Genomic DNA, 23118 nt, shown 5'->3' on the forward strand with positions numbered 1-23118 from the left:
CACGGCGACCCTCGACTACATTTGCGTCTCCGCCGAGCATCGCGCTTTTGGGGAAGTTCGGCCCGCTAAGTCTGTTTCCGGGCAGGCCGACGGTAACCGTTCTCGACACATGCAGATGATCAGATGGACCGCTCACGGCGGGCGACGGAGAGAGCTACTGTGGTGGATATCCGCAGGTCGGCGGGGGCGTCCCGACGTGCGGATGTTGTCCGAGCCGGGTCGGGGGCACCACGCAGACCATCATCACCCTGATCGGCCTCGGCTGACCGGCACGCTGGTCATCGAGGGCACGTACGACCTCCCGTCGATGCGCGGGAGGTCGTGATGGGCTCCTCGGACGGCGTGACCAGGTTCGTGACCACGATGATGGGCATCGTCATCGGGCTGACCTTCCTCTTCGGTTTCGGCAACGTCCTGGCCCTGGCGCTGCGGATCGGTGTTCCGGCGTACGTCGCTCCGCTCGTGGCCCCGGCGCTGGATCTGACCGTGCTCGGCCTGCTCGTAGGTACTAGGCATCTGGCGATGCACGGCGCTCCGGAAACGGTGCTGCGGCCAGCCCGGCGCCTCCTGCTGGCAGCCAGCACCGCGACGCTGGCTTGAACGTTGCCGACCCCATCTGTGCAGGTCAGTGGGGCAAGGCTGGCTTTGATGCAGTTGGGCCGCTGCTGCTGATTGGCTGGGCCGAGGTCGGTCCCGCATTGCTCCGAAGCCTGCAGATCGTCGACATCGCGCAAGATCAGCGAGAGGATCACGACGGCTCAGCGTCCGACCCGGTGGCGGAGCCGGAGCGCGCAGTCCTGGTCGTCCAGGGGCCGACGATCGAGACGACAGCTGCAGATACCGAAGCGAAGTCGGAACGTGCGAGGAGTCTCAACCGCGAGCATTTGGATCGCTACCAACGTCCCATTTCAGCGGAAAATCTGCGACGCGAGCTCGGGGTCGGAGCTGCGACTTCGAGGAAGCTGTGCGCGGTCGTGCGATCCGAAATGCAGACGGCGATGGCTGCTGCTCCTCCAGGCTGACCCGAGGTGCCGCGAAGCGAATTCATCCGACCCGTCCCCGGTTCCCCGGCGGCATGATGCCGCGGGTCCGAGCGGTGTAGACCCACTTGTGGACGGTCCGCGGTGAAACGGCCGCCAGCTCGGCGATCGTCGGCGCGGGCGGCAAGCCCCGTCTCAGGCAAAGCGCGTAAGCGCTGCGGACCCGGACCAGAAAGTCGTCGGTGATCCGGCTGCCCTGTGGCGGGTCGAGCACCGGGAAGTCGTCGGCCTCGGCAGCGGGAGGCTCAAATGCTTGAGGCATGGAAGCCTGGCGCACGCCTGACTCTGCGAATTGCGCGAACCAGCTTTCCGCGACCCAATTGCTCAAAGATTTTTCGGGGCCGTCGTGCGCTCTGCCCCGGACCGGACCACCGCACCTGCTGCAGTGCCGGCCGCTGTACGTGCCTGATCCCCAGGTCGTTGCGTAATGCGCCGCCAGTCGGTGAAGGTCTGGCCCGGCAACCGCCCGCGCGACTCGGTCCACCGTGAAGTCCGGAACGCAGGTCGGCAGCGCCCACTCGATCGGGCTACCCGGTGCGCCCGTACTTACCCCGCACAGCCGGGTGCTCCGGCAGCCAGCTCGCCGTCCCGAGCCGCCGTTGTGCGTTGTGCCGGCGACCCATCGATGGGGTGAAGGTCGCGTCGGCGAGGGTGAAGTAGGAGACGTCCGAGTGGCATCATGGACGCGCTCAGCGTCGAGTGCACTGTTCCGAATGGACATCCCGAGAGGCTTCCGCCGAGTGATCAAGATTTGCCAAGGCCGTGACGGAAACGGCGCGAAGCGCCTCGTCTTCAACTTGCCCACCGACGAGCCTCCCGGTCGCGTCAGCGTCGTGGGATCGTTCAACGGCTGGACTCCCGGCCGGCACCACTTGCAACCCCACACCACCGGCCGCCGCACCGCCACCGTCGAAGTCGCCCCCGACGCCGCCGTCCAGTTCCGCTACCTCGGGGAGAACGGCTATTGGTTCGACGACCCCGACAATCCGGACGCCCTCGATCGGGTCGACAACACATCGGCGTAGGAAGGGCAAGCTACAGCCACAACAGCGCAAATTCTCGGACTGGGAGCCTGTCCGACGTCGCTCGCGGTTGGCGAGAGTCCGCCGCGTCGGCGCGCTGTTCACTGCCGCCGCGGCCAGCGCGACGGCAACCGTTCTCGACACATGAAGATGATCAAATGGGCCGCTCACGGCGCAGGTCGGCAAGTGCGTCCCGACGTGCAGATGGTGGCCGAGCCGGGTCAGGGCCACCATTCACGCTGGTCAGGGCTCTGGTTTGGGGCGTTGGTCGACCAATCGCCGCGCTTGCACTACCCCGCGGTCGACCGGTGTTCCGCCCTCCCGATCCCCAAGATGGTCAGTCGAGTGTGAAACATTCAGCCCGCCTCAGCGATATTGAACAGCACTGAGATCGCTGAGGTCGGAGGCACATCGATGGGGCGGCGCCGAGGGTTCTTCGCCGAAATGCAGTACCAGGCTGCCAAGGCGCAGAAGGAGCGAGCGCGTCAAGCCGCTACTGCCGAGCGCGAGCGTGTGCGCCTGGAGAGGGAGATGCACCGCACTGCCGCGGCTGCGGCAGCTGCGCGAGAGCGGATGACGCGCGCTGACGCGCAGGCGGCCGTCCAGGCGGAACGGGAGGCCAAGCGGCTCCACGTCGAGGCCCAGCAGATGCGAGTCGAGTCGCTCAACGCGGATTTGCGGGAAGAGCTGGCGGCCATCGACGGTGTCCTCGAGTCGACCTTGGCCGTCGACGACTACGTCGACCTGGAAAAACTTCGCCGTGTCGCTCAGCACCCGCCGTTCCAGTCGGCGTACCTGGTGCCAGTGCCCCCGCCGGTGCCGGTCGTGGCTCCTCCCGAGCCGGTCTTCCGGCCTCCGGTGCCGCCTACCGGCATTTCGGCGGTCTTCGCCAAGAAGAAACACGCGGCGACCACGGCGGTTGCCCAGGGGCAATTCGAGCAGGCGCACGCGATGTGGCGGGCGTTCGTAGCGCAGATTCCCCAGCAGCAACGGGCCGCAGCCGAACAACACCAGGCTGCGGAGGGCGAGCGGTTGCGGAGGCTGGCCGGTGACCGAAAGCGGTACGACGCCGAGTGCGCTGAACGCCAGCGGGTGGTCGACGAGGAGAACCGGCGCCTCGACGACCTGATCGGCAGGCTTGCGGCGGGTGAAGCCGAGGCAGTGGAGGAGTACGTCGGCATCGTCTTCGGCAACTCGATCTACCCGGACGTCATCGCCGCCCACAGCGACATCGACTTCTCGTTCAGCCCGGAATTCCGCGAACTGTCGATCACACTCGTGTTCCCGCCGCCCGAAAAGATCCCGACCACCAAGTCCTTCCGATACGTGCGCGCGAGCGACGAGATCGCGGAGACCAAGCTGGCACAGCGGGATTCCACGATCAGGTACACCGACTTGATCAACAACATGACGTTGCGCACCGTCCACGAGGTCTGGGAATCGGACCGCAGCGGCAAGATCGACAGCATTTCGCTGGTCGGCGGCGTCAACCACGTCGATCCGGCTGTCGGCAAGGACGTGTTCGTCCGGCTGATCGCCTTGGCGGTCGACCGCGCGGACTTCCTGGAGATCGACCTGGCGCGGATCACGCCATCCGAGACTTTGAAACACCTTCGTGCCGTGGTGTCCAAGGCGCCCCACCGCTTGACGCCGATCGACGACAAGAAGGGCGTTCGTGGATGACGTCCTTCGACACGGGGAAGGTCCGGTGAACGGGCTCCGATTCGCTCCGCCGCCGGGGTGGCCGCCGCCGGAGCCGGGCTGGGTGCCGCCGCCGGGCTGGCAGCCGCACCCGTCTTGGCCGCCCGCACCGCCGGGCTGGCAGTACTGGGTTGCCGAAGTGCAGCAGGAAGAACCAACGGCTTCGGGTTCTGCTTGGGAAGAACTGGCACCCGCGACGGGAACGCTTGCGCCCGATGTCCCCGACGCAACGCCCGGCGGCGATGAGTCAGACGAACTCCGGTTCGTGGCCGAGCGGGAATTGCAGGCCCTTCGCGAGCAAATCGACCAGGCGAGGAGTGAGCTGGTCGAGCTCGACGATGCGGCTTTGTTGCAGCAGGTCGGCATCTACGAGTACCACCACCCACTCGAGAACGCCGTGCAGTACAAGGAGGCGCTGACCGCGATCCGTCAGCAGGTGAAGGACTTCGTCAAGAACGGCAGCGCCATCCTCGCCGCTGAACGGTTCGCCTACAACAACTCGCTGGCGCAAGGGCGGAAGATGACCGCCGACTTCTCGAAGTTGATGCTCCGGGCGTACAACGCCGAGGCCGACAACTGCGTGCGGTCGGTGCGCGCCGGTACGGTGGCTTCGGCGAAACAGCGACTCGAGAGGTCGGTCGAATCGATCGCGAAGCTCGGCAAAATGATGGAGATGCGAGTCTCGCCGGAGTACCACGAGCTTCGCCTGCGTGAGATAGAGCTGACGGGGGACTACCAGTTCAAGCTGCAGGAGGAACGCGAAGCGGCTCGGGCCGAACGCGAACTTCTGCGTGAGGAGAAGCGCGCTGAAGCCGAGTTGCAGGCTGAACGTGAGCGCTTGGAGAAAGAACGCGACCACTACAGCAACGCACTCGCGAGACTCGCGGAGCAAGGCAAGCACGACGAGGCCGGCGAGCTGCGTGAACGGCTGTCCGCCATCGAGTCGGCTATCACGCAGAACGACTACCGCATCGCCAACATCCGGGCCGGCTATGTGTACGTCATCAGCAACATCGGTGCTTTCGGCGAGAACGTGGTGAAGATCGGGATGACCCGACGTCGCGAGCCGAACGACCGCATCCACGAACTGGGTGACGCGTCGGTTCCCTTTCCCTTCGACACCCACCTGTTGTACTTCTCGAAGGATGCCGTCGCGCTCGAGAACGAACTGCACACCATGTTCGCCGACCGGCGGCTGAACCGGGTCAACCTGCGCCGCGAGTTCTTCTTCATCACACCGCAGGAAGTTCGTGCCGCGCTGGCGGAGAAGCTGGGGAACGTCCTCGAGTTCAACGACAACCCGGAGGCCTCGCAGTACTTCCAAAGCCGCTCAGGGTGGCCTGAAGCCAGCCAGCGCCGGCGCGACACCGAAGGGATCAGCCGGCGTTCACCGTCACCGGGAACTTCGCCGGCCCCCGCAGGTTGATCCGTCCGTTCCACTCCAGCTGCCCCGCGAACCCCAGGTCCGGGAACCGCTGCACCAGGCGGCTGATCGCCACCTGACCTTCCAGCCGGGCCAAAGCCGCACCCAGGCAGTGGTGGGGCCCGGCGCCGAACGAAACCTGGTGGCGGGCCTCCGGGCGGTCCAACCGCAACTCGTCCGCGTCCGGCCCGAAGAACCGCTCGTCCCGGTTAGCCGAGGCCAAGCAAGCCAGCACGAAAGTCCCCGCCGGGATTTCCTTTCCCGCCACCGAATACGGCGAAGTCGTGATCCGCCGCGTCTGCTGCACCGGCGAGTCGTACCGCAGGAACTCCTCCACCGCGTTCGACGCCAACTCCGGCCGAGAGCGCAGCAAAGCCAGCTGATCCGGGTTCCGCAGCAACGCGTTCACCCCGTTGGCGATCAGGTTGACCGTCGTCTCGTGGCCGGCCACGTACAGCAGCACCACCTGGGCCACCAGCTCGTCGCCGTCCAGGACCTGGCCGTCGTGTTCCGCTGCGATCAACGCCGTCAGCAGGTCGTCCGCCGGGTGGTTGCGCTTCCACTCGATCACCGAACGGGTGATCGCCGACAGCTCGGCGTCCGCCGACGCGATCGCCCGGGCTGTTTCCTCGTCCGCCACGATCTCCAGCGAGCGCACCAGGGTTCCGCTCAGCTCGCGGATGCGCGCGTGGTCCGTCGGCGGCATGCCGAGCATCGTCGAGATCACCGCGAACGGCAGCGGGAACGCCAGCTCCTCGACCAGGTCCGACGTGCCCTTCTCGGCCATCCGGTCCAACGAGGCGTCGACGAGCGAGACGATCTGCGGTTCCAACGCCGCCACGGCCCGGCGGGTGAACACCTTCGTCACCAGGGACCGGAGGCGGGTGTGGTCGGGCGGGTCGCGGTCGAGCATCGACAGGTTCAGCGCGCCGGGGTTCGCGTCCGGGGTCAGTGCGGCCTGCTGGTCGAGGAACGGGCCCGCGGCCAGGTTCTCGATCTCCACCGACAGTCCGGCGCGCAGCAGCGCCGAGACGTCTTCGTAGCGCGAGACGAACCAGAAGCCCAGCGGGTGGCTCTGCACCGGGTCCTCGTCGCGCAGCAGCCGGTACTGCGCGTACGGGTCTTCGAAGAACCCCGGTGCGAACGGGTTGAACAGCAGCTCGTCGGTGTTCGTCATCAGCAAACCCCCAGAGAGACCTACGCCGTGTCGGTGACATACGCAGTGTATGTCGTATGCTCTGCGCATGTCGACCGTCAAGAGCCGGCGGGAGCAGTACTCCGAGGCCACCCGGGCCGCCCTGCTGGTGGCGGCCACCCGCCGGTTCGGCGAGCACGGCTTCAGCGGCACCGCGCTGGAGGACATCGCCGCCGACATCCAGGCGACGCGCGGCGCGATCTACCACCACTTCGCGAACAAGACGGCGCTCTTCGAGGCCGTGTTCGAGCGGCTGGAAACCGAGGCGATGGAACTGTCCGCGAGCGCAGCCGCCCGCGCTGCGGACCCGTGGGCGGCGGCCTTCGCGGCGCTCGACGCGTTCCTCGACCGCTGCTGCGACCCGGTGTACGGCCGGCTCGTCTGGCAGGAAGCGCCGATCGCCCTCGGCTGGGTGCGCTGGCAGGCGGCCGAAGCGCAGTTCGCCTACGGCCTCGTCGAGCAGCTGATCAAGGCGCTGGTGGACGGCGGCGACTTCGACGAGCAGCCGCTGGAGACGACGACCCGGCTGGTGTTCGGCATGCTCGGCACAGCCGGGATGGCGCTGGCCGAGGCGTCCGATGTGGACAAACCACAGCTGAAGGCGGAGTACACGTCCGTCATCGGGAGGATGGCTTCCGGGTTGCGCAGACCGGCTTGACAGCGCCCCGGCGATGATTCGCCGGGGGCGACGCCGCCTCGTCCGGAAAGAACAGTGCCGTGCGCCTTTTTCAAGAGGATTTCTGCGGCTGTTCGGACACATTCGTGTTTAAGGGGGCACCCTGCGTAGCACTTGTGGTGTCTGTGTAAGCTCCGGATTCGCTTGACCGGGTGATCACTCACCCGAATCGGTGGCCGCCGCGATCGACGCTGCTCATCTGCGCGGTCCCCACGTCGTGGTTCGGGCTCGGATAGGAGATTTATGCAGGTCAGGTCCACTCTCGTGCGTGGCGGGATCGCGGTTCTCGCCGCGGCCGCCGCGGTCATGGTCGGCGCCCCGTCGGCCCTCGCGGACGACGGCGCGGCGCGCGGCCGGGTCAGCGAAAACGCCGGCACCGTCGGCTACCGCCTGAACCTCGACGGCGGTGGTGACTACATCACCAAGCTGTTCTCGCTGAAGCTGACCGACGGCAGCACGCTGAAGCTCTACTGCGTGCAGATCACCGTCGGCATGCGCACCGACGTCGACATGGTCGAGCGCCCGTGGAACAAGTACCCCGCCGCGAACTCGCCCTTCGAGAAGAACAGCGCGAAGATCAACTGGGTGCTGCACCACGGCTACCCGGGTGTCGCGCTCGACGCGCTGGGCAGCGCGCTGGCGAAGTCCGGCGTCAAGGTCAACGACGGCATCTCCGAGCGCGAGGCCATCGCCGCGACGCAGGCCGCCGTGTGGCACTTCAGCGACGGCGTGAACCTGAACCTCACGAAGCCGCTGGCCGAGAACAACCCGGCCGAGGCCAACGCCGACGTCGCGTCGCTGTACAGCTACCTGACCGGTGACGAGAACAAGGGCATCGGCGAGCAGCCGAAGCCGGCGCTGAACATCGCGTCGCCGAAGACCGAGGGCAAGGCGGGCACCAAGATCGGCCCGTTCGAGGTCGCCACGTCCGGTGACATCACGTCGCTCACCACCGAGCTGCCCGAGGGCGTCAAGGTCACCGACGCCGACGGCAAGGAGCTGAAGACCGCGGACGTCAAGGACGGCAGCAAGCTGTTCGTCGACGTCCCGGCCGACGCGAAGCCGGGCAACGGCTCGTTCTCGCTCAAGGTCACCGGCGAGCTGGACACCGGCCGCCTGTTCGTCGCCGACAACTACGCCAAGAAGCCGGCGCAGTCGCTGATCGTCGCCGACTCGGAGAAGACCCAGGTGACCGCGAAGGCGGCCGCGACCTGGACCGAGGCGGGCGCCCCGGCCACCAGCACCGCGCCGACCACCACCCCGGGTGGCGCGCAGTCCGGTGGCGGCGACCTGGCCAACACCGGTGTCGACGCCGCGGTTCCGTTCGGCGTGGGCGGCCTGCTGCTGGGCGGCGGCGCGCTGATGCTGCTGGTGAACCGGCGTCGCAGCCGCGCGTAAGCAAGACCCGTGAACGGGGCCGGTCCACTGTGGACCGGCCCCGTTTTCGTGTCCGGACTACGACGTTCGGATTGCGATCATCGGGGCACAACCGGACGAAACGCCCGGTAATTGGTCTAGACTTTTCCGCCATGCGCGGTACCACCGTTCCGCCGGGGACGCCCTGCCCGCCGCCGCGGGCCGGCGAACTGCCGATGCACCGGCTGGAGGTGCCGGCCCCGAACGCGCCGCCGATCGCCGTCGGCACGTTCGATTCGATCGGGCCGCTGGCGCGTGCGGATTTCCCGCACCGGCACACCTTCCACGAGCTCGTCCACGTCACCGGCGGCACCGGGACGCACGTCGTCGAGCTGGCGCGCTGGCCGCTGCGGCCGCCGCACCTCGGCTTCATCGCCCCGGGGCAGGTGCACCAGTGGGCGGACGTCCGCGGCCTGACCGGCCACGTCGTCGTGTTCACCGACGACTTCCTCCTCGACTACCCGGCCGACCGCGAGCTGCTGCGACGCCTCAGCGCACGGCCGTGGCTGGGGCTGGACGCCCGCGCGAACGCCGGCGTCACGCGGCTCATCGCCGATCTGGAGGACGAATACCGCCGCGGTGGCGACGACGCCGAGTCGGTGCTGCGGGCGCTGCTGCACGTCCTCGTCGTGCGCGCGGGACGGCTGCCGGGGACGCCGGAAGCGCCGCCCGCGCCCGCCGGGGCGGTGGCCGCGGAGTTCGCCCGGCTCGCCGCCCGCACCGAGCTCGGGCTGTGGTCGGTGACCGCGCACGCCGAACGCATCGGCGTCACCCCCGGTCACCTCACCGAAGCGGTGAAGGCGGCGACCGGCCGCACCGCCGCGCAGCTGCTGCGCGAGGCCCGGACGCGGGAGGCCCAGCGGTTCCTGCTCCGGACGGACCTGACCGTCCGGCAGGTCGCGAGCCGCGTCGGGTTCGCCGACCCGGCCTACTTCTGCCGGTTCTTCCGCCGCGAGACCGGGCTCAGCCCCGGCGACTTCCGCCGCGTCGGGGAGATTCACCACGACTGACCGGTCCAGTCCATCGTCGCCCACCCGGTGCGCTGCCTACGTTCGAGGGGATCCCCCGACGCCCCCACGAGGAGCAAGGCATGGACGAAGAGAACAAGCTCAGCCGCAAGACGGTGCTCAAGGCCGCGCTCGCGGCGGGTGTCGCCGCGCCGGTCGCGCTGATCGGCGGCCCCGCGCTCGCCCGCACCACCGTTGCCACCGGCACCGCCCCGGCGCTGACCCCCGAGTGCCACGACGGCGACGAGCCGACGATCGAGCAGACCGAAGGTCCCTACTTCAAGCCGAACTCACCCGAGCGGACCAACCTCGTCACGCCCGGCACCCAGGGCACCCGGCTCACCGTCACCGGGTACGTCTTCGGCCTCGCGTGCCAGCCGGTGAACCGCGCGCTGCTGGACTTCTGGCAGGCCGACGTCAACGGCGCCTACGACAACACCGGCTACACGTTCCGCGGCCACCAGTACACCAACGCCCAGGGCGCGTTCACGCTGTCCACGATCGTGCCCGGCCTCTACCCGGGCCGGACGCGGCACATCCACGTCAAGGTGCAGGCCCCCGGCCGGCCGATCCTGACCACGCAGCTCTACTTCCCCAACGAGCCGCGCAACAACACCGACACGATCTTCGACGCGCGGCTGCTGATGACCGTGCGCGACAACGGCTCCGCGAAGGAGGCCGCGTTCGACTTCGTGCTGAACGTGCCGCAGACCGGCACCCCGACCCGGCCGACGTCCACGACGACGCCGACGAGCGGGCCGACCACCTCCACGCCGCCCGGGGGCACCTCCTGGGCGGTGGGCACCACCTACGCGGCGGGTGCCCGGGTCACCTACGGCGGCGGGGGATACGTGTGCCTGCAGGGGCACACGGCCCAGCCAGGCTGGGAACCCCCGAACGTCCCCGCCCTGTGGCGGGCCGGGTGACATCCCCGCCGAGGCGCTCCTGAGGAGGGAGGGAAGAACCGGCGGGTCCCGGTCCGCACACCGGGGCCCGCCGACCCCAGAATCCGCCCGTTAGGGGTCGACGCGGGGCGGGGCGCCTGCCAGATTGGCGAGCATGAGCATTTCCCTCGAGGCCGCGGAGTGGATCCGGCGCTTCCACCCGGCGCCGACCGCGCCGGCGCGGCTGGTGTGCTTCCCGCACGCCGGGGGCTCGGCGAGCTACTTCCACCCCGTGTCGGCCGCGCTGGCGCCGTCGGTGGAGGTGCTGGCCGTGCAGTACCCCGGCCGCCAGGACCGCTACGCCGAACCGCCGGTGGACGACCTGTTCGTGCTCGCCGACCAGCTGGTGGACGTGCTCGCCCCGGAGCTCACCGGGCCGGTCGCGTTCTTCGGCCACAGCATGGGCGCGAGCCTGGCGTTCGAGGTGGCGCGGCGGCTCGAGGAGCGCGGCACGCGGCTGCTCGCGCTGTTCGTCTCCGGGCGGCGCGCGCCTTCGGCGTTCCGCGACGAGCGCGTGCACGAGAAGGCCGACGACGAACTGCTGGCCGAGGTCAAACGGCTCAGCGGCACCGATTCGCGGGTGCTGGAGGACGACGAGATCCTCCGCATGGTGCTGCCCGCGCTGCGCAGCGACTACAAGGCCGCGGAGCTCTACCGCTACCGCCCGGGCCCGGACGTGGGCTGCCCGGTCGTCGCCCTGATCGGCGACCGCGACCCGAAGGTCACCGAGGCCGAGGCGCGGCAGTGGGCGGAGCGCACGTCCGGCGGGTTCGAGCTGCACTCGTACCCGGGCGGGCACTTCTACCTCAACGACCACGCCGCGGCGGTCATCCGGCTGATCGGCGAACGGCTCGCCCGCTGAGCGAGCGAGCCGTCCGCGTCCCGGATCAGCAGTAGAGGTTCGCGCCGGGGTCGACGCCGAGGACCGAAGCGATCTGGCGGTACTTCGAGACCCGGCTCTCGACCTGGGCGGGGTTGCCGCCGTTGCACTCGATCGAGCCGTTGATGCTGCGGATGGTCTCGCCGAAGCCGCGGCCGTTGACCATCGCGTTGTGCGGGGTCATCGTGCCGGGGCCGCTCTGGGTGTTCCAGTACCAGAGGCCGGTCTTCCAGGCGACGGCCGAGTTCTGCTCGACCTGCCAGGGGTTGCCGAGCAGGTCGATGCCGAGCGCGTCACCCGCGGCCTTGTAGTTGAAGTTCCAGCTCAGCTGGATCGGGCCGCGCCCGTAGTACGCCGCCTGGCCCGCGGGGCAGCCGTAGGGCTGGCTCGCGTCGCAGTAGTGCGGGTAGTTGGCGGTGTTCTGCTCGACGATGTAGACGAGGCCGCCGGTCTCGTGGTTGACGTTCGCGAGGAACGCGGCCGCTTCCTGCTTCTTCACGGTGTCGCTGCCCGTGTTCGCGAAGCCGGGGTAGGCCGACAGGGCCGCGGTCAGGCCGCTGTAGCTGTAGAAGCTGTTGCGGCCGGGGAAGATCTGGTTGAACTGGGCCTCGCTGACGACGAACGAGCCGGGGTTGCCGGGGTTCGTGCCGCCACCGCAGTCGTACGGTTCCCAGTACCAGGTGCTGATGACGGGGTCGTAGCCCGGGTTGGCGTTCTTGGCGCGGTAGTAGCCGCCGTTGGTGTACTTGACGACCGCGCCGACGTCGTACCACTGGCCGGCGACCCAGTTGGGCGCGGTGCAGGTCGTGCCGCCGCCCCCGCCGTCACAGCTGTAGGGCTCCCAGTACCAGGTGCTGATGATCGGGTCGTAGCCCGGATTCGCGTTCTTGGCGCGGTAGTAGCTGCCGTTGGTGTACTTGACGACCGCGCCCACGTCGTACCACTGGCCCGCGACCCAGTTGGGCCCGCTGCAGGCGGCGGCCGCGGCCCGCGGGGCCTGGCCGGTGGCGGCGGGCACGCCGAGCACGAGTGCGGCGGCGGCGGCGAATGCTGACAGGACCGCGACAAGACGTCTTCTCAAGACTGGCTCACTCCTTCGGCCACGACGGAGTCCGGACGCGGGGGCGCCCGGTGTCGGAGGGGGTTGTGCTCATCCGGCCGAGACGAGGGTGACACCGGTCACTAGAGCAGATTGGTCTAGTCCAGTCAAGAAACCCGGCGATCCGGGCAACGGGTCTGCGCGAACGTCCGCCGGGACGCGGCCCTGGATCCGGTCGGCGAGGCGGTACTTCACCGCGGGATCACGCGGTTTCGAGGTCGTGGCCGTGCGTGGGTTCGAGCGCGGGAGTGGCCGGGACGGTGCCCGGCCGTCCCTCGTCACCGCGCTTGCGGGATCCGCACCCGTGCGGCCGGCGCGAACTGCAGGATGCGCTGCAGCCGGGCGCGGCCCAGCCGGTGGAGCATCTCCCCGAGCTCCTCCGGCGCGATGCTCCCTTCGAGGTCGACCCGCGTCACCTTGACGACGCGGTCGATCTCCGAGGCGGGGAGCCGCCCCGCGAACTCCCCGGCCAGCCACACCCCGACCTCGTCCACGACGTCGTCCGCCCGGTGGCTCCGTACGGTCATCGCTCTCCTCGTTTCGGATCGCCCTGCTTCTCCAGGTCGAAGCCGGAAAATCCCGGTCCGACGCAGGTCGGACGACGCAGCCGGGGACCCATGACGCGGAATCGCCGAAGTTCCGCGCACAAATGCTTTCCGTGTCGTGACCGGTGGGTACCGTGACCGCTTTTGTCACTCACACGGACCGTCCGCCGCCGGTAGTTGTCCGCCGATCGGGTGGAAAACGAGGGAACCTCGCCGATGGCGCGTCCCGGCCAGGACCCTGGAGACGTCCGGTAGTGCGGGTGTTCCTTCGCGGGACGCGGAAACGGAGACGCGATCGATGGGCCGGTACGACCGGACCGACCTCGGGGCCTACAGCCTGGGGTTGCTCGAGACCGCCGAGGCGGCGCGCGTGGAGCGGCACCTGGCGGCGTGCCAGGACTGCCGCCAGGAGGTCCGCGAGTTCGAGGCCGTCCGCAGCATGCTCGACCACCTCGCCGAGGTGAAGTCCACTTAGGACGGTCGCCGGAAACTGTCGGTGCCCGCCGGTACGGTCCGCGGCGTGACCGACGACCAGTTCCTCGACCCCACCCGGGCCACGTACGCGATCGTGGCCGAGAGTTACGACAGCTTCGTGCCCCCGCTCGCCGAAGACGTCCAGGACCGCGCGCTGTTCACGGCGTTCGCCGACCTCGTCCGCGGCGGCCCGGTCGCCGATCTCGGCTGCGGCACCGGCCGCGTGACGGCGTTCCTGGCCGAAGCCGGCCTGGACGTCGCCGGTGTCGACTTGTCGCCGGAGATGCTCGCCGTCGCCCGTCGTGAACACCCTGACCTGCGGTTTTCCGAGGGATCGCTGCTCGCGCTGGACCTGCCGGACGGCGGTCTCGCCGGCGCGGTGGCGTGGTATTCGATCATCCACACCCCGCCGTCGCGGCTGCCTGCGGTGTACGCCGAGCTGTTCCGGGTGCTGCGCCCGGGCGGCTACCTGCAGCTGGGCTTCCACGTCGGCGACCGGCGGCACCACCGCAGCGACGGCTACGGCCACGACGGGTTTTCGCTCGACATCTACTGGCTGCCGGTGGAGCGGGTCTGCGGGCTGGTGACCGACGCCGGGTTCGAGGTCGTCACGCAGGTGCTGCGCGATCCGGCGGCGCGGGTGCCGCAGGGGAGGGTGCTGGCGCGGAAACCGGAGTGAACTTCAGCGGGACGCGGCGGCCTTGATCGTCCGCAGCACGGGCGCGGTCTCCAGCGTCCGGATCGCGTCGAGCGCGCCCAGCCGGTGGGTCAGGTAGTGGTGCAACGCGGCCGCGTCCGGGCAGAGGGCGAGCGCGACCAGGTCGGCCGGGCCGGTCGTCGCGGCGACGAGGGCGAGTTCCGGGTGCGTCGCCAGCGTCTTCGCGACGTCGTCGAGGTGTGCCGGCGCGACGCCCATCCAGAGCAGCGCCTGCGTCGTCGCGCCCAGCAGGGCGGGGTCGAACTCGAGGTCGAAGAACACGGTGCCGCCGGCCCGGAGATCGGCCAGCCGCCGGGCGACGGTCGCCGCCGACCAGCCGGTGGCCGTGGCCAGTTCGGCGAGGCTCGCGCGCCCGTCGCGCTGGAGCGCGGCCAGCAACGCGGCGTCGTCGCCGGTCAGCGGCTTGCCTTCGCCCGGCGACGGCGGTGTCAGCGCCACGACCTGCGCCGCGTCGAGCGCGATCGCCCGGCCGAGCCACGCGGTCGGGCCGCCGAAGTAGCGGTGCAGGAGCTGGTGCGCCGACACAGCCGTGACGCTCGCCGTGCGCGGGATGTCCCGCAGCAGCAGCGAATGGTCGCTCGCGGCGGGCGTCTGGACGTTCACGCAGATTTCGGTGCCGCCGGACATGAGCTTGATCCACGCGGTATCGGCGCGGCGCGCGAGCGCGCGGGCGAGGTCCTGCGCGGCGTGCGGTGTCGCGGTCAGCCGGACCATCCACTCGGCTTGCCCGGCGCGTTGCGGATCCGGCAAGCCGACGACGCGAAGTCCCGCTTCGGCCCGAAGCCGCCGGTAGCGCCGCGCGACGGTCTGCGTGGAGACACCGAGGACGTCACCGACCTTCGTGAACGGCGCCCGGCCGTCGACGTGCAGCGCGCGGTCGAGCACGGCGGCGTTCGATCCAGAGTGGCGGCCGACGAAAGGGGGTACCTCGTGCCGACCACCACGCGTCACCGCTGGGCCGCGAACCTGCTCGACGCCACGATCGTCCAGTTCGCGGGCCCGGGATCCACACGGCGCTCCCGGGCCCGGCCGCCGACATCCCGTGGTTCAGCGCGGCGTACACGCTGCCGTTCGCGGCGTTCCTGATCACGGGCGGCCGCCTCGGCGACGTCCTGGGGCGCGCCAAGGTGTTCAAGATCGGCGCGGCGGGCTTCGTGCTCGCGTCGCTGGCGTGCGCGATCGCCCCGGACGCGGGCGTGCTGATCGGCGCACGGGCAGTGCAGGGCGCGGCAGCGGCGCTGGTGATCCCGCAGACGATCGGCTTGATCCGCGCCCTTTTCGAGGGCCACGAGCTGGCGAAGGCACTGGGCACGATCGGCCCGGTGATGGGCCTGTCGGCGGTGACCGGGCCGCTGCTGGGCGGACTCCTCACACAGGCGGCGTCGTGGCGGGCGGTGTTCTTGGTGAACGTCCCGCTCGGCCTCGCGGTGTTCCTGGCCGCCCGGCTGCTGCGCGAGGATCGGGCCACCACCCGCCCGCTCAACCCAGTCGGCGCCGCGCTCGCCGACACGGAGTCGCAGGCAGATCGACCCGCCACCGGATCGCGGCTTGATCTGGTCGGCACCGCAGGTCTGGGTGAAGATCGGGCGGCCGCCCGCCCGCGGCTCAACCCACCCGGCGCGGGGCTGCGTGAGGAACAGCCCATTACCCGCCCACAGCTCGACCCGGCCGACGTGGCGAGGCCGCGCAAAGACCGAGCCACCCCGCGGCTCGACTTGGTCGGCACCGCGCTCGTCGCCGCCGGCGTAGGACTGCTCGTGTTCCCGCTGATCGACCCCACCGGGCCTGACTGGCGCCTGCTCGTCGCCGGTGCGGGGTTGCTCGTCGGGTTCGGGTTCCACCAGCGCCGGTCGGCCGCCCCACTGGTCGAGCCGAGCCTCTTCGCCCACCGCGGGTTTCCGGCCGCGCTCGTCGGCTCGCTGCTGTTCTTCGCGGCGATGACCGGGCTGATGCAGGTCGTGCCGATGCAGCTCCAGCTCGGCCTCGGCGCCGACGTCCGCACCGCGGGTCTCACGCTGCTGCCGCTCTCGGCCGGGCTCGCCGTGTCGTCGTGGTTCGCCGGGGCGAAGCTGGTACCTCGGTTCGGCGCGCGCGTGATGTTCGGCGGGCTGGCGCTGCTACTGATTGGGATCCTCGCCGCGATCGCCGTCGACGCCTCGGTGCGCGGCTACCCGTGGCCGCTGCCGGTCGCGCTCGCGCTGTGCGGGCTCGGGATGGGCACGTTCACGGTGCCGTTCTTCACCGCGGCGCTGGCCCGCGTCCGACCGCACGAGACGGGCTCGGCGGCCGGGGTACTCAACGCCGTGCAGCAGCTGGGCGGCACCCTCGGCGTCGCCCTCCTCGGCGGGCTCTACCTGGGCAGCGGCACGGCGGCGGCACCGCTCGGCCTCGGGGCCGGGCTGGTGGCCGCCGCCGCTGCCGCCGTCGTTCCGCTCAGTAGTCGTCGCGGCCGGTGAACTGCTGCTCCAGCAGCTCCGCCGCGCCGGCGACGAGCTCGAGGGGGTCGGTGAACTCGTTGATGTCGAGGTTGATCAGCGGGAGCGAGTGGCGCAGCACGAGGTGGTCGCCCATCACGGCGATCCCGCCCACCACGATCGCCTCGCCGACCTCGGTCAGCACGGCGAGGAGGTCGACCTCGTCGTGCCGGGCGAACGGCGTCGCGATCTGCACCCAGTCCTCGCGCTGGTCGAGGATCTCGCGGGCGATCACGACGATCTGGGCGCGCTGTTCGGTGTCGGGATCGTCGCCGAAGATCAGGCGGATGCGGATCTCGTCGGGCTCGTCGCGCACCACCCGGTACGACTCCCTGATGTAAGCGACCAGATCGTCCCACTGCGCCACGCTTTTCTCCGTTCTCGTGCCGGTGTGCGCGCTCAGCGTAGCGATCAGGGGGCGCCGATCCGGTCGAGATCGGCGAGAACGTCGGCGGGCAGTTCGAGCTCGGCGGCGGCGAGGTTCTCCCGCAGGTGCTCCGGCGACGACGTCCCCGGGATCAGCAGCATCGACGGCGACCGCTGCAGCAGCCAGGCGAGCGCGACCTGCATCGGCGTGGCCCCGACCCGCGCGGCGCAGTCGTCGAGTGCGCCGGACTGCAGCGGGCTGAACCCGCCGAGCGGGAAGTACGGCACGAAGGCGATCCCCTCGGCGGCGCACTTGTCGACGAGGTCGTCGTTCTCGCGGTGCGCGAGGTTGTACTGGTTCTGCACGCACACGACGGGCGCGATGGCCTTGGCCTCGTCGAGCTGCTCGGCGGTGACGTGGCTGACGCCGAGGTGCCGGATCAGCCCCTGCCGCCGCAGGTCCGCGAGCACCCCGAACGGCTCGGCGAGCGACATCGGCACGGGGTAGTCCCCGGCGGCGTTGCTCAGCCTGAGGTTGACGACGTCGAGCGCGTCGACCCCGAGGTTCCGCAGGTTGTCGTGCACGGCCTGGGTGAGCTCATCGGCCGACAGCGCGGCCGGCCAAGCCTTGTCCTCGCTGCGCTTCGCGCCGACTTTCGTGACGATGCACAGGTTTTCGGGGTACGGGTGGAGCGCTTCCTTGATGACCGCGTTCACGGTGTGCGGCCCGTAGTAGTCACTGGTGTCGAGGTGGGTGACCCCGGCCCCGACGGCTTCCTTCAGCACGGCGACGGCGGTGTCGTGATCCCGCGGCGGCCCCCACACGCCGGGGCCGGCCAGCTGCATGGCGCCGTATCCCATGCGGGTGACCGGGATTTCGCCGCCGAGGGGGTAGGTGCCGCCCAGGTTCGCCATGCCGCTCCTTTGCTTCGAGTGCGTCTCGTGAGGAGTCTAGGCGAGGTCCTCACGCGACCGATTTTGTCGGTGGTGCGCGGTAGGATTGAACTGGGGGCTGCTCACGACGATTTCCGTTGTGGGGCAAGGGAAATCATTGGTCGGGTTTCACCCGATCCAGCGATGATCTTTCGCACGCTTGTTCGGTAGCGTTGGTGGTGTGGCCGGGAGAGTCGACCTGCGAAAGGAGATCGTCATGAAGGCCTGAGACAGCTCGACCTAGGAGGAATGGCATTGCGAAGAACCACCCTGGTTCCGGTCCGGGACAATCTTCCGGTGGATGCGAAGACGTACGTCGACAACACCATCGATGCGGGCCGGGACATCGGAACGGTCGTGCAGGCAGGCACCATCGGAACTGTCAACCTGGCCGCCTCTCCGGCCGGCACCGCCGTGGCCGTGGTGCTGCCGGTGCGAAGTGACGTCGGAGCGTACGCCGAGGTCTTTGTGGGCCGCGAGGACGAAGTCGAGCGCCTGTCGTCGCAGCTGCAGCCCGGTTCCGGGGCTTCGGTCTCGTACGTCGCCGGGATGGGCGGTGTGGGCAAGACGGCGTTGGCGTTGCACTGCGCGCGGGCTGTGGGCGAAGCCGGTTGGTTCCCCGGTGGCGTCTTCTCAGCGGACATGCAGGGTTACCGAACTGACGGCGGCGTTCCCGCACGAGCGATGCTGCGACCGTTGATGCGGCTCCTGGGGGCCGACCCCCACGAGATCCCCGTGGACGTGGGCGAGCAACTGGCCGCCTACCAGCAGGTGCTCGACCAGTTGGACCGGTCGGGTAATGCGGTCCTGCTGGTTCTCGACAACGTCTCCAGCGCGGAACAGATCCAGGGGTTGCTTCCCGCCGGCGGTGTTCACCGGGTGGTGGTCACGACCCGCGAGACCCTGAGTCTTCCCGGGGCTCGCGGTTTCTCCCTCGATGTGCTGACGAACGAGAACGCGAGCGTTCTGCTCGACAGGGCCATCTGCGATCTGACTCCGGACGAGCGGCGGCTGTCCGCGGATCCGATCGGGACGCGGGAATTGATCCGTACCTGCGGGCGGCTCCCGCTGGCTCTGCGGATCGTCGCGGCCCTGCTCGTGGACGAACCTGCGTTGACACCTGCCCGGCTGGCCGCCGAACTGACCGAGGCCGGGATCGTGGGCTTCGCGCACGGTGAGCGAGCGTTGGCGGCGGTGCTCGACCTTTCCTGGCACCGCTTGCTCCGCCGCAACCGGGCCGCGGCCCGGCTGTTGCGGCTGCTCTGCCTGACCGTGGGGCCGGATTGCCCCACGGAAGTCGCCGCCGTCCTCAACGGCTCGTCCGACGCTCGCACTGTGCCACTGCTCCGCACGCTGCGTCAGGCACATCTGCTCGCCCATGCCGACCAGCGCTGGCGGATGCACGACCTCGTTCGTGCCCATGCGGAAACCTGCGACGCCGGTCTCAGCGCGTCCGATCTTCAGGCGGCTGACACGCGCCTGGTCGACCACTACGTCTTCACCGCACAAGACGCCGTGTTTCGCATTTCCGACCTTGCGAAAAGACCGGGTCACCACCGTTTCGACCGCACCGAAGATGCCGACCGCTGGCTGGTCACCGAATACCCCACGCTGCTCGCGGTCGCGCACAAGACCGCTGAAGCAGGGAACCACCGCTACGCCATGGTGCTGTGCAGTCACTTGTTCGCGTACCAGAACAGGCACGGCTACCTGACCGATCTGCTCATGACCTCCCGACTCGGTTATGCCGGCGCGTGCCTTTCCGGCGAGATCGCGGCCCGCGCGGACGCGGCGAGCAACCTCGGCATCGCGCTGAACAAAGTCGGACTGATCGCCGAGGCGATCGACTTGTTCCGGGTCGCCATCGACCTGCACACCGAGAACGGCAGCACCCACGATGCCGCCAAGGCCTGGAACAACCTGGGAAACACGCTCGGCGCGGCGGGGCGGCGCGACGAGGCGGTGCACGCTTGCCGCACCGCCGTCGACGCTTACCGGAGAGCCGGCAACGTTCGAAAAGAGGCGGCCGCGTGGATCAACCTGGGTAGCGCACTGGCAGCTGATGAGCAGCCGGAGAACGCGGTCCTCGCCTTTGAGAAAGCCGCCGAGATGTGCCGGGAGACCGGCGACGTGGGGACCGAGGTGACGGCCTGGTCCAGTGCGGCGGGCGCGCTGCTGGACGCGGGCCAGTCCGAGGACGCCGTCCGGGCGGGCAACACCGCCGTCGCGGTCGGCCAGGCGAACCGGAACGTCGGGGCCGAGGCTGCCGCGTGGGCGAGTCTCGGCTTCCTCTACCAGCGCCTCGGCCGCTCCCGGGAAGCCGATGACGCTTGCCGGCGGAGCATCGCGATGGAGGGCCGGGAAGAGCCGACGGGGACGGTCGCGTTGCGGTGGACCCAGTTGGGCCACGCGAGATCCGAAGAAGGGGACCACACCGGAGCCGCAGCGGCGCACCGGGAAGCTGTTCGCGCTTATCGCCGCATCGGCGACTGGCACGGCGAGGCGATGACATCGAACAACCTCGGGCACGTTCTGGCGGAGTCGGGCGATCTCCGAGGAGCGGCGGCCGCGCACCAGACCGCGCTGGGTCTCACCCGGGCCCACGACGACCTTTTCGGGCAGGCCATGACGCTGGCGAACATCGGTGCCCTGAACAACAGGACGGGGGAGGCAGCCGCGGCCGGTGCGGCCTTCAGCGAAGCGACTGCCCTGTTCCGCCGCATCGGAGATGCCAAACGAGAAGCCGACGCGTGGCTTCACCTCGGTATCTGCCTGCACGACCACACTCGGGCGGAAGCGATCGCCGCCTACAAAAACGCGTTGTCCATCTATACGGAGGCGAACAACAAAGAGGGCATCTCGTCGGCAACCCGATGGCTGGTGAGTTTGCTGGTCCCCCGATGACGAACGAATCCGGGAGCGAATGACCGCTACCCGAGCTGGTCGCGGCGACGGCTCAACGACGCCGTTTCCGCGGTGTTCCCCGCCAGCTCGATGGCCCGGTCGTACGCCTCCCGTGACTCCGCGCTCCGGCCCAGCCGGCGCAGCAGGTCGGCGCGGACGGCATGGAACGAGTGGTACGCGGCCAACTTCGGCTCGAGCCGGTCGACCGCCGCCAGTGCCACCTCCGGGCCGTCGAGTTCGGCGACCGCGATGGCCCGGTTGAGGGCGACGATCGGTGACGGGTCGACGCGGACGAGCTGGTTGTACAGGGCCAGGACCTGCGACCAGTCCGTGTCGCGCATGTCGCGGGCGGACGTGTGCACGGCGTTGATCGCCGCGAGGATCTGGTAGCGGCCCGGCGCCACTCCGGCGGCGAGGCGTTCGCGGACCAGCTGGTGGCCCTCGGCGATCAGGGACGTGTCCCAGGCTCCGCGATCCTGCTCGTCGAGGGCGACCAGTTCGCCGCCGGCGGAGAGGCGGGCGGGGCGGCGGGCCTCGGTGAGGAGCATCAGGGCCAGCAGGCCCGTCACCTCGCCGTCGGACGGGAGGAGGGCGCGGATCAGGCGGGTGAGGCGGATCGCCTCGGCGGTCAGGTCCTGGCGGACGGGGTCGGTGTCCGGACCCGTCGCGAGGTAGCCCTCGTTGAAGACCAGGAAAAGCACAGCCAGCACACCGGACACGCGAGAAGGGAGGTCCTCGGCGGAGGGCACACGATACGGAATGCGCGCGGCTTTGATCTTGGCCTTCGCGCGGGTGATCCGCTGGCCCATCGTGGTCTCGGCGACCAGGAAGGCGCGGGCGATCTCGGGCACCGTCAGGCCACCGACCATGCGCAACGTCAGCGCCAGGCGGGCGTCCGTCGCCAGCGCCGGGTGGCAGCAGGTGAAGATCAGCCTGAGCCGGTCGTCGTCGATGGCGCCGAGGGGCTCGGGTGGGTCGTCGTCGTACACCATCAGAGCCTCCTTCTGCTTGTCGTCGCGCTTGCTCTCGCGGCGGATGCGGTCGATCGCCTTGCGGTTGGCGGTCGTGGTCAGCCACGCGCCGGGGTTGGGCGGGACGCCGTCGGACGGCCAGCGCTCGACGGCCGTCGCGAACGCCTCGGCCGCCGACTCCTCGGCGATGTCGAGGTCACCGAAGCGTCTGGTCAGCGCGGCCACCACCCGGGCCCACTCCTCGCGGTGGGCCCGGGTCACCGCCTCCTCGACGTCGCTCACTGGAACGGCCGGACCTCGATCTTGCGGTCGCAGACCCGGGACGCCTCGGTGGCGAGCTTGAGCGCGACGTCCAGATCGGGGGCCTCCCATACCCAGATCCCGGCGAGGTACTCCTTGGACTCGAGAAAGGGCCCGTCGGTGAGCACCGCCTGCTCGCCGCGGCTGTCGACGACCGTGGCCGCGTCGGTGTCCGCGAGGCCGCCCGCGAAAACCCAGTAGCCCTCCTCGATCAGGCGGTCGTTGAACGCGCTGATGGCGGGCTGCCGGTCCGTGCTGCCGGGGTTGTCCTTGTCGTCGATGACGGAAACCAGGTAGCGCATCGGGAAATCAACTCCTGTCGTTCGAGGGATGAGGACTTCACGCCGCCGGCGCGTACCGCGGGCGACCGGCCGGCCGGAAGACCTGGGTCGTGACGCCCTTCGAGTCAACCCGCGACTCGACGAGGTCGAGCGCGAGATCGGGGCCGCTGGCCGGGAACAGTCGCGTGCCCTGGCCGACAACGACCGGGATCACCAGCAGGATCATCTCGTCGACCAGGTCGTTCGCCAGCAGCCACCGGGTCAGCGTGCCACTGCCGTGCACCTGCAGCTCGCCGCCCGGCTTGGCCTTCAGCTCGCGGACGGCCGCCGCGAGGTCGCCGGGCAGCACCGTCGTGCCCGGCCACCGCGGGTCGGTGAGCGTGGCCGAGGCGACGTACTTCGGGGTCTCGGCCAGTGCCACGCCGATGGGGCTGGTGCGCAGCTGCTCGATCGTTCCCCAGGAGCCGGCGAACAGGTCGTAGGTGCGCCGGCCGAACAGGAACGCGTCCGCGCGCTGGTAGGTCCGCGCGATGAACGCCCGGGTCTCGTCGTCGCCCTTGCCGAGGGCCCAGCCGCCGCGGTCGAACCCGTTGCGGCGGTCCTCGGCGGACGCGCCGCCGTTGCCCTGCACGACTCCGTCGACGGTCAGCTGGGTCACGGTCGTCAGCTTCATGATCGGGGCTCCTCGGCCTCGGTGCCGCCCCCGCGGGCGGCCTCACCCCTGCTACGAACACCCCCGCGCCGATCCG

23 protein-coding genes and 1 pseudogene are annotated in these 23118 nt (G+C 69.8%); 14 read left to right on the top strand and 10 right to left on the bottom strand.

The genetic code is table 11. The features are described 5' to 3' along the window. Window positions 1–324 precede the first annotated feature (324 nt). Entirely contained in the window at window positions 325–600 is a 276-nt protein-coding gene (locus tag MUY14_RS43425) for a hypothetical protein (RefSeq protein ID WP_247018546.1), read from the top strand. Beyond that, on the top strand, window positions 597–1022 hold the full coding sequence (locus MUY14_RS43430) for a hypothetical protein (RefSeq protein WP_247018548.1): 426 nt from the start codon (window positions 597–599) through the stop codon (window positions 1020–1022). The genes MUY14_RS43425 and MUY14_RS43430 overlap by 4 nt, the downstream gene beginning before the upstream one ends. Window positions 1023–1044: 22 nt before the next feature. Here the strand turns inward: MUY14_RS43430 and MUY14_RS43435 are convergent, their stop codons facing one another. Beyond that, window positions 1045–1368 (bottom strand): hypothetical protein, encoded by a 324-nt coding sequence (locus tag MUY14_RS43435; RefSeq protein WP_247018550.1) that lies wholly within the window; start codon window positions 1366–1368, stop codon window positions 1045–1047. Between the two features lie 385 nt (window positions 1369–1753). Here MUY14_RS43435 and MUY14_RS43440 point away from each other — a divergent pair, with 385 nt between their 5' ends. The 3 genes from MUY14_RS43440 to MUY14_RS43450 all read left to right on the top strand — a co-directional run bounded on the left by MUY14_RS43440 (window position 1754) and on the right by MUY14_RS43450 (window position 5189). After that, on the top strand, window positions 1754–2065 hold the full coding sequence (locus tag MUY14_RS43440) for an isoamylase (RefSeq protein ID WP_396126638.1): 312 nt from the start codon (window positions 1754–1756) through the stop codon (window positions 2063–2065). 441 nt (window positions 2066–2506) lie between these two features. Next, complete coding sequence (locus MUY14_RS43445; protein WP_247018551.1) at window positions 2507–3745, top strand: hypothetical protein; 1239 nt, start codon at window positions 2507–2509, stop codon at window positions 3743–3745. Next, window positions 3738–5189 (top strand): DUF4041 domain-containing protein, encoded by a 1452-nt coding sequence (locus MUY14_RS43450; RefSeq protein ID WP_247018553.1) that lies wholly within the window; start codon window positions 3738–3740, stop codon window positions 5187–5189. Before MUY14_RS43445 ends, MUY14_RS43450 begins: the two co-directional genes overlap by 8 nt. On the opposite strand, the gene MUY14_RS43455 is transcribed toward MUY14_RS43450, so the two are convergent. Beyond that, a complete protein-coding gene (locus MUY14_RS43455) occupies window positions 5140–6363 on the bottom strand; it encodes a cytochrome P450 (RefSeq protein WP_247018555.1) in 1224 nt (407 codons plus the stop codon). The genes MUY14_RS43450 and MUY14_RS43455 overlap by 50 nt on opposite strands. A gap of 67 nt (window positions 6364–6430) precedes the next feature. Between MUY14_RS43455 and MUY14_RS43460 the strand changes: the two genes are divergently transcribed. From MUY14_RS43460 to MUY14_RS43480, 5 genes are all read left to right on the top strand, one after another. Further along, complete coding sequence (locus MUY14_RS43460) at window positions 6431–7039, top strand: TetR/AcrR family transcriptional regulator (protein WP_247018557.1); 609 nt, start codon at window positions 6431–6433, stop codon at window positions 7037–7039. A 282-nt stretch (window positions 7040–7321) separates the two neighbouring features. Then, a complete protein-coding gene (locus MUY14_RS43465) occupies window positions 7322–8455 on the top strand; it encodes a thioester domain-containing protein (RefSeq protein WP_247018558.1) in 1134 nt (377 codons plus the stop codon). Window positions 8456–8586: 131 nt separating this feature from the next. Continuing rightward, window positions 8587–9483, top strand: coding sequence for an AraC family transcriptional regulator (locus MUY14_RS43470; RefSeq protein WP_247018560.1), 897 nt, complete (start codon window positions 8587–8589; stop codon window positions 9481–9483). Between the two features lie 80 nt (window positions 9484–9563). Then, window positions 9564–10406: a carbohydrate-binding protein gene (locus tag MUY14_RS43475; RefSeq protein ID WP_247018563.1), complete on the top strand. Its 843-nt coding sequence runs from the start codon at window positions 9564–9566 to the stop codon at window positions 10404–10406. Between the two features lie 133 nt (window positions 10407–10539). Further along, window positions 10540–11286 (top strand): thioesterase II family protein, encoded by a 747-nt coding sequence (locus MUY14_RS43480; RefSeq protein WP_247018565.1) that lies wholly within the window; start codon window positions 10540–10542, stop codon window positions 11284–11286. A 25-nt stretch (window positions 11287–11311) separates the two neighbouring features. Here MUY14_RS43480 and MUY14_RS43485 read toward each other — a convergent pair whose 3' ends face one another. After that, entirely contained in the window at window positions 11312–12331 is a 1020-nt protein-coding gene (locus tag MUY14_RS43485; RefSeq protein ID WP_247025518.1) for a chitinase, read from the bottom strand. Window positions 12332–12681: 350 nt separating this feature from the next. After that, window positions 12682–12930 carry a hypothetical protein gene (locus tag MUY14_RS43490; protein ID WP_247018567.1) on the bottom strand — a complete coding sequence of 83 codons (249 nt, stop codon included), beginning with the start codon at window positions 12928–12930 and terminating at the stop codon, window positions 12682–12684. Window positions 12931–13246: 316 nt separating this feature from the next. Between MUY14_RS43490 and MUY14_RS43495 the strand changes: the two genes are divergently transcribed. After that, window positions 13247–13423 carry a zf-HC2 domain-containing protein gene (locus MUY14_RS43495; RefSeq protein ID WP_247018569.1) on the top strand — a complete coding sequence of 59 codons (177 nt, stop codon included), beginning with the start codon at window positions 13247–13249 and terminating at the stop codon, window positions 13421–13423. 45 nt (window positions 13424–13468) lie between these two features. After that, a complete protein-coding gene (locus MUY14_RS43500) occupies window positions 13469–14101 on the top strand; it encodes a class I SAM-dependent methyltransferase (RefSeq protein WP_247018571.1) in 633 nt (210 codons plus the stop codon). Between the two features lie 3 nt (window positions 14102–14104). On the opposite strand, the gene MUY14_RS43505 is transcribed toward MUY14_RS43500, so the two are convergent. Next, window positions 14105–15025 (bottom strand): Lrp/AsnC family transcriptional regulator, encoded by a 921-nt coding sequence (locus MUY14_RS43505; RefSeq protein ID WP_247018573.1) that lies wholly within the window; start codon window positions 15023–15025, stop codon window positions 14105–14107. A 45-nt stretch (window positions 15026–15070) separates the two neighbouring features. Here MUY14_RS43505 and MUY14_RS43510 point away from each other — a divergent pair. Continuing rightward, window positions 15071–16596: pseudogene (locus MUY14_RS43510) on the top strand (MFS transporter). On the opposite strand, the gene MUY14_RS43515 reads toward MUY14_RS43510, so the two are convergent. Together MUY14_RS43515 and MUY14_RS43520 are read right to left on the bottom strand one after the other, a co-directional pair. Next, window positions 16574–16981, bottom strand: coding sequence for a hypothetical protein (locus tag MUY14_RS43515; protein WP_247018575.1), 408 nt, complete (start codon window positions 16979–16981; stop codon window positions 16574–16576). The pseudogene MUY14_RS43510 and the gene MUY14_RS43515 overlap by 23 nt on opposite strands. A 44-nt stretch (window positions 16982–17025) precedes the next feature. Continuing rightward, window positions 17026–17895, bottom strand: coding sequence for an oxidoreductase (locus MUY14_RS43520; RefSeq protein ID WP_247018577.1), 870 nt, complete (start codon window positions 17893–17895; stop codon window positions 17026–17028). A 315-nt stretch (window positions 17896–18210) separates the two neighbouring features. Here MUY14_RS43520 and MUY14_RS43525 point away from each other — a divergent pair, with 315 nt between their 5' ends. Next, window positions 18211–20817, top strand: coding sequence for a tetratricopeptide repeat protein (locus MUY14_RS43525; protein ID WP_247018579.1), 2607 nt, complete (start codon window positions 18211–18213; stop codon window positions 20815–20817). A gap of 26 nt (window positions 20818–20843) precedes the next feature. On the opposite strand, the gene MUY14_RS43530 is transcribed toward MUY14_RS43525, so the two are convergent. Genes MUY14_RS43530 through MUY14_RS43540 form a run of 3 tightly spaced genes read right to left on the bottom strand, consistent with a single transcriptional unit; the run spans window position 20844 to window position 23042 of the window. Further along, on the bottom strand, window positions 20844–22070 hold the full coding sequence (locus tag MUY14_RS43530) for an RNA polymerase sigma factor (RefSeq protein ID WP_247018581.1): 1227 nt from the start codon (window positions 22068–22070) through the stop codon (window positions 20844–20846). Further along, the gene (locus MUY14_RS43535; RefSeq protein ID WP_247018583.1) at window positions 22067–22390 is read right to left on the bottom strand and encodes a YciI family protein; all 324 of its coding nucleotides are present in this window, start codon (window positions 22388–22390) and stop codon (window positions 22067–22069) included. The genes MUY14_RS43530 and MUY14_RS43535 overlap by 4 nt, the downstream gene beginning before the upstream one ends. A 37-nt stretch (window positions 22391–22427) precedes the next feature. Further along, complete coding sequence (locus tag MUY14_RS43540) at window positions 22428–23042, bottom strand: dihydrofolate reductase family protein (protein ID WP_247018584.1); 615 nt, start codon at window positions 23040–23042, stop codon at window positions 22428–22430. Window positions 23043–23118 lie beyond the last annotated feature (76 nt).

Origin of the sequence: Amycolatopsis sp. FBCC-B4732 (assembly GCF_023008405.1) — a bacterium.
Classification (GTDB): domain Bacteria; phylum Actinomycetota; class Actinomycetes; order Mycobacteriales; family Pseudonocardiaceae; genus Amycolatopsis; species Amycolatopsis pretoriensis_A.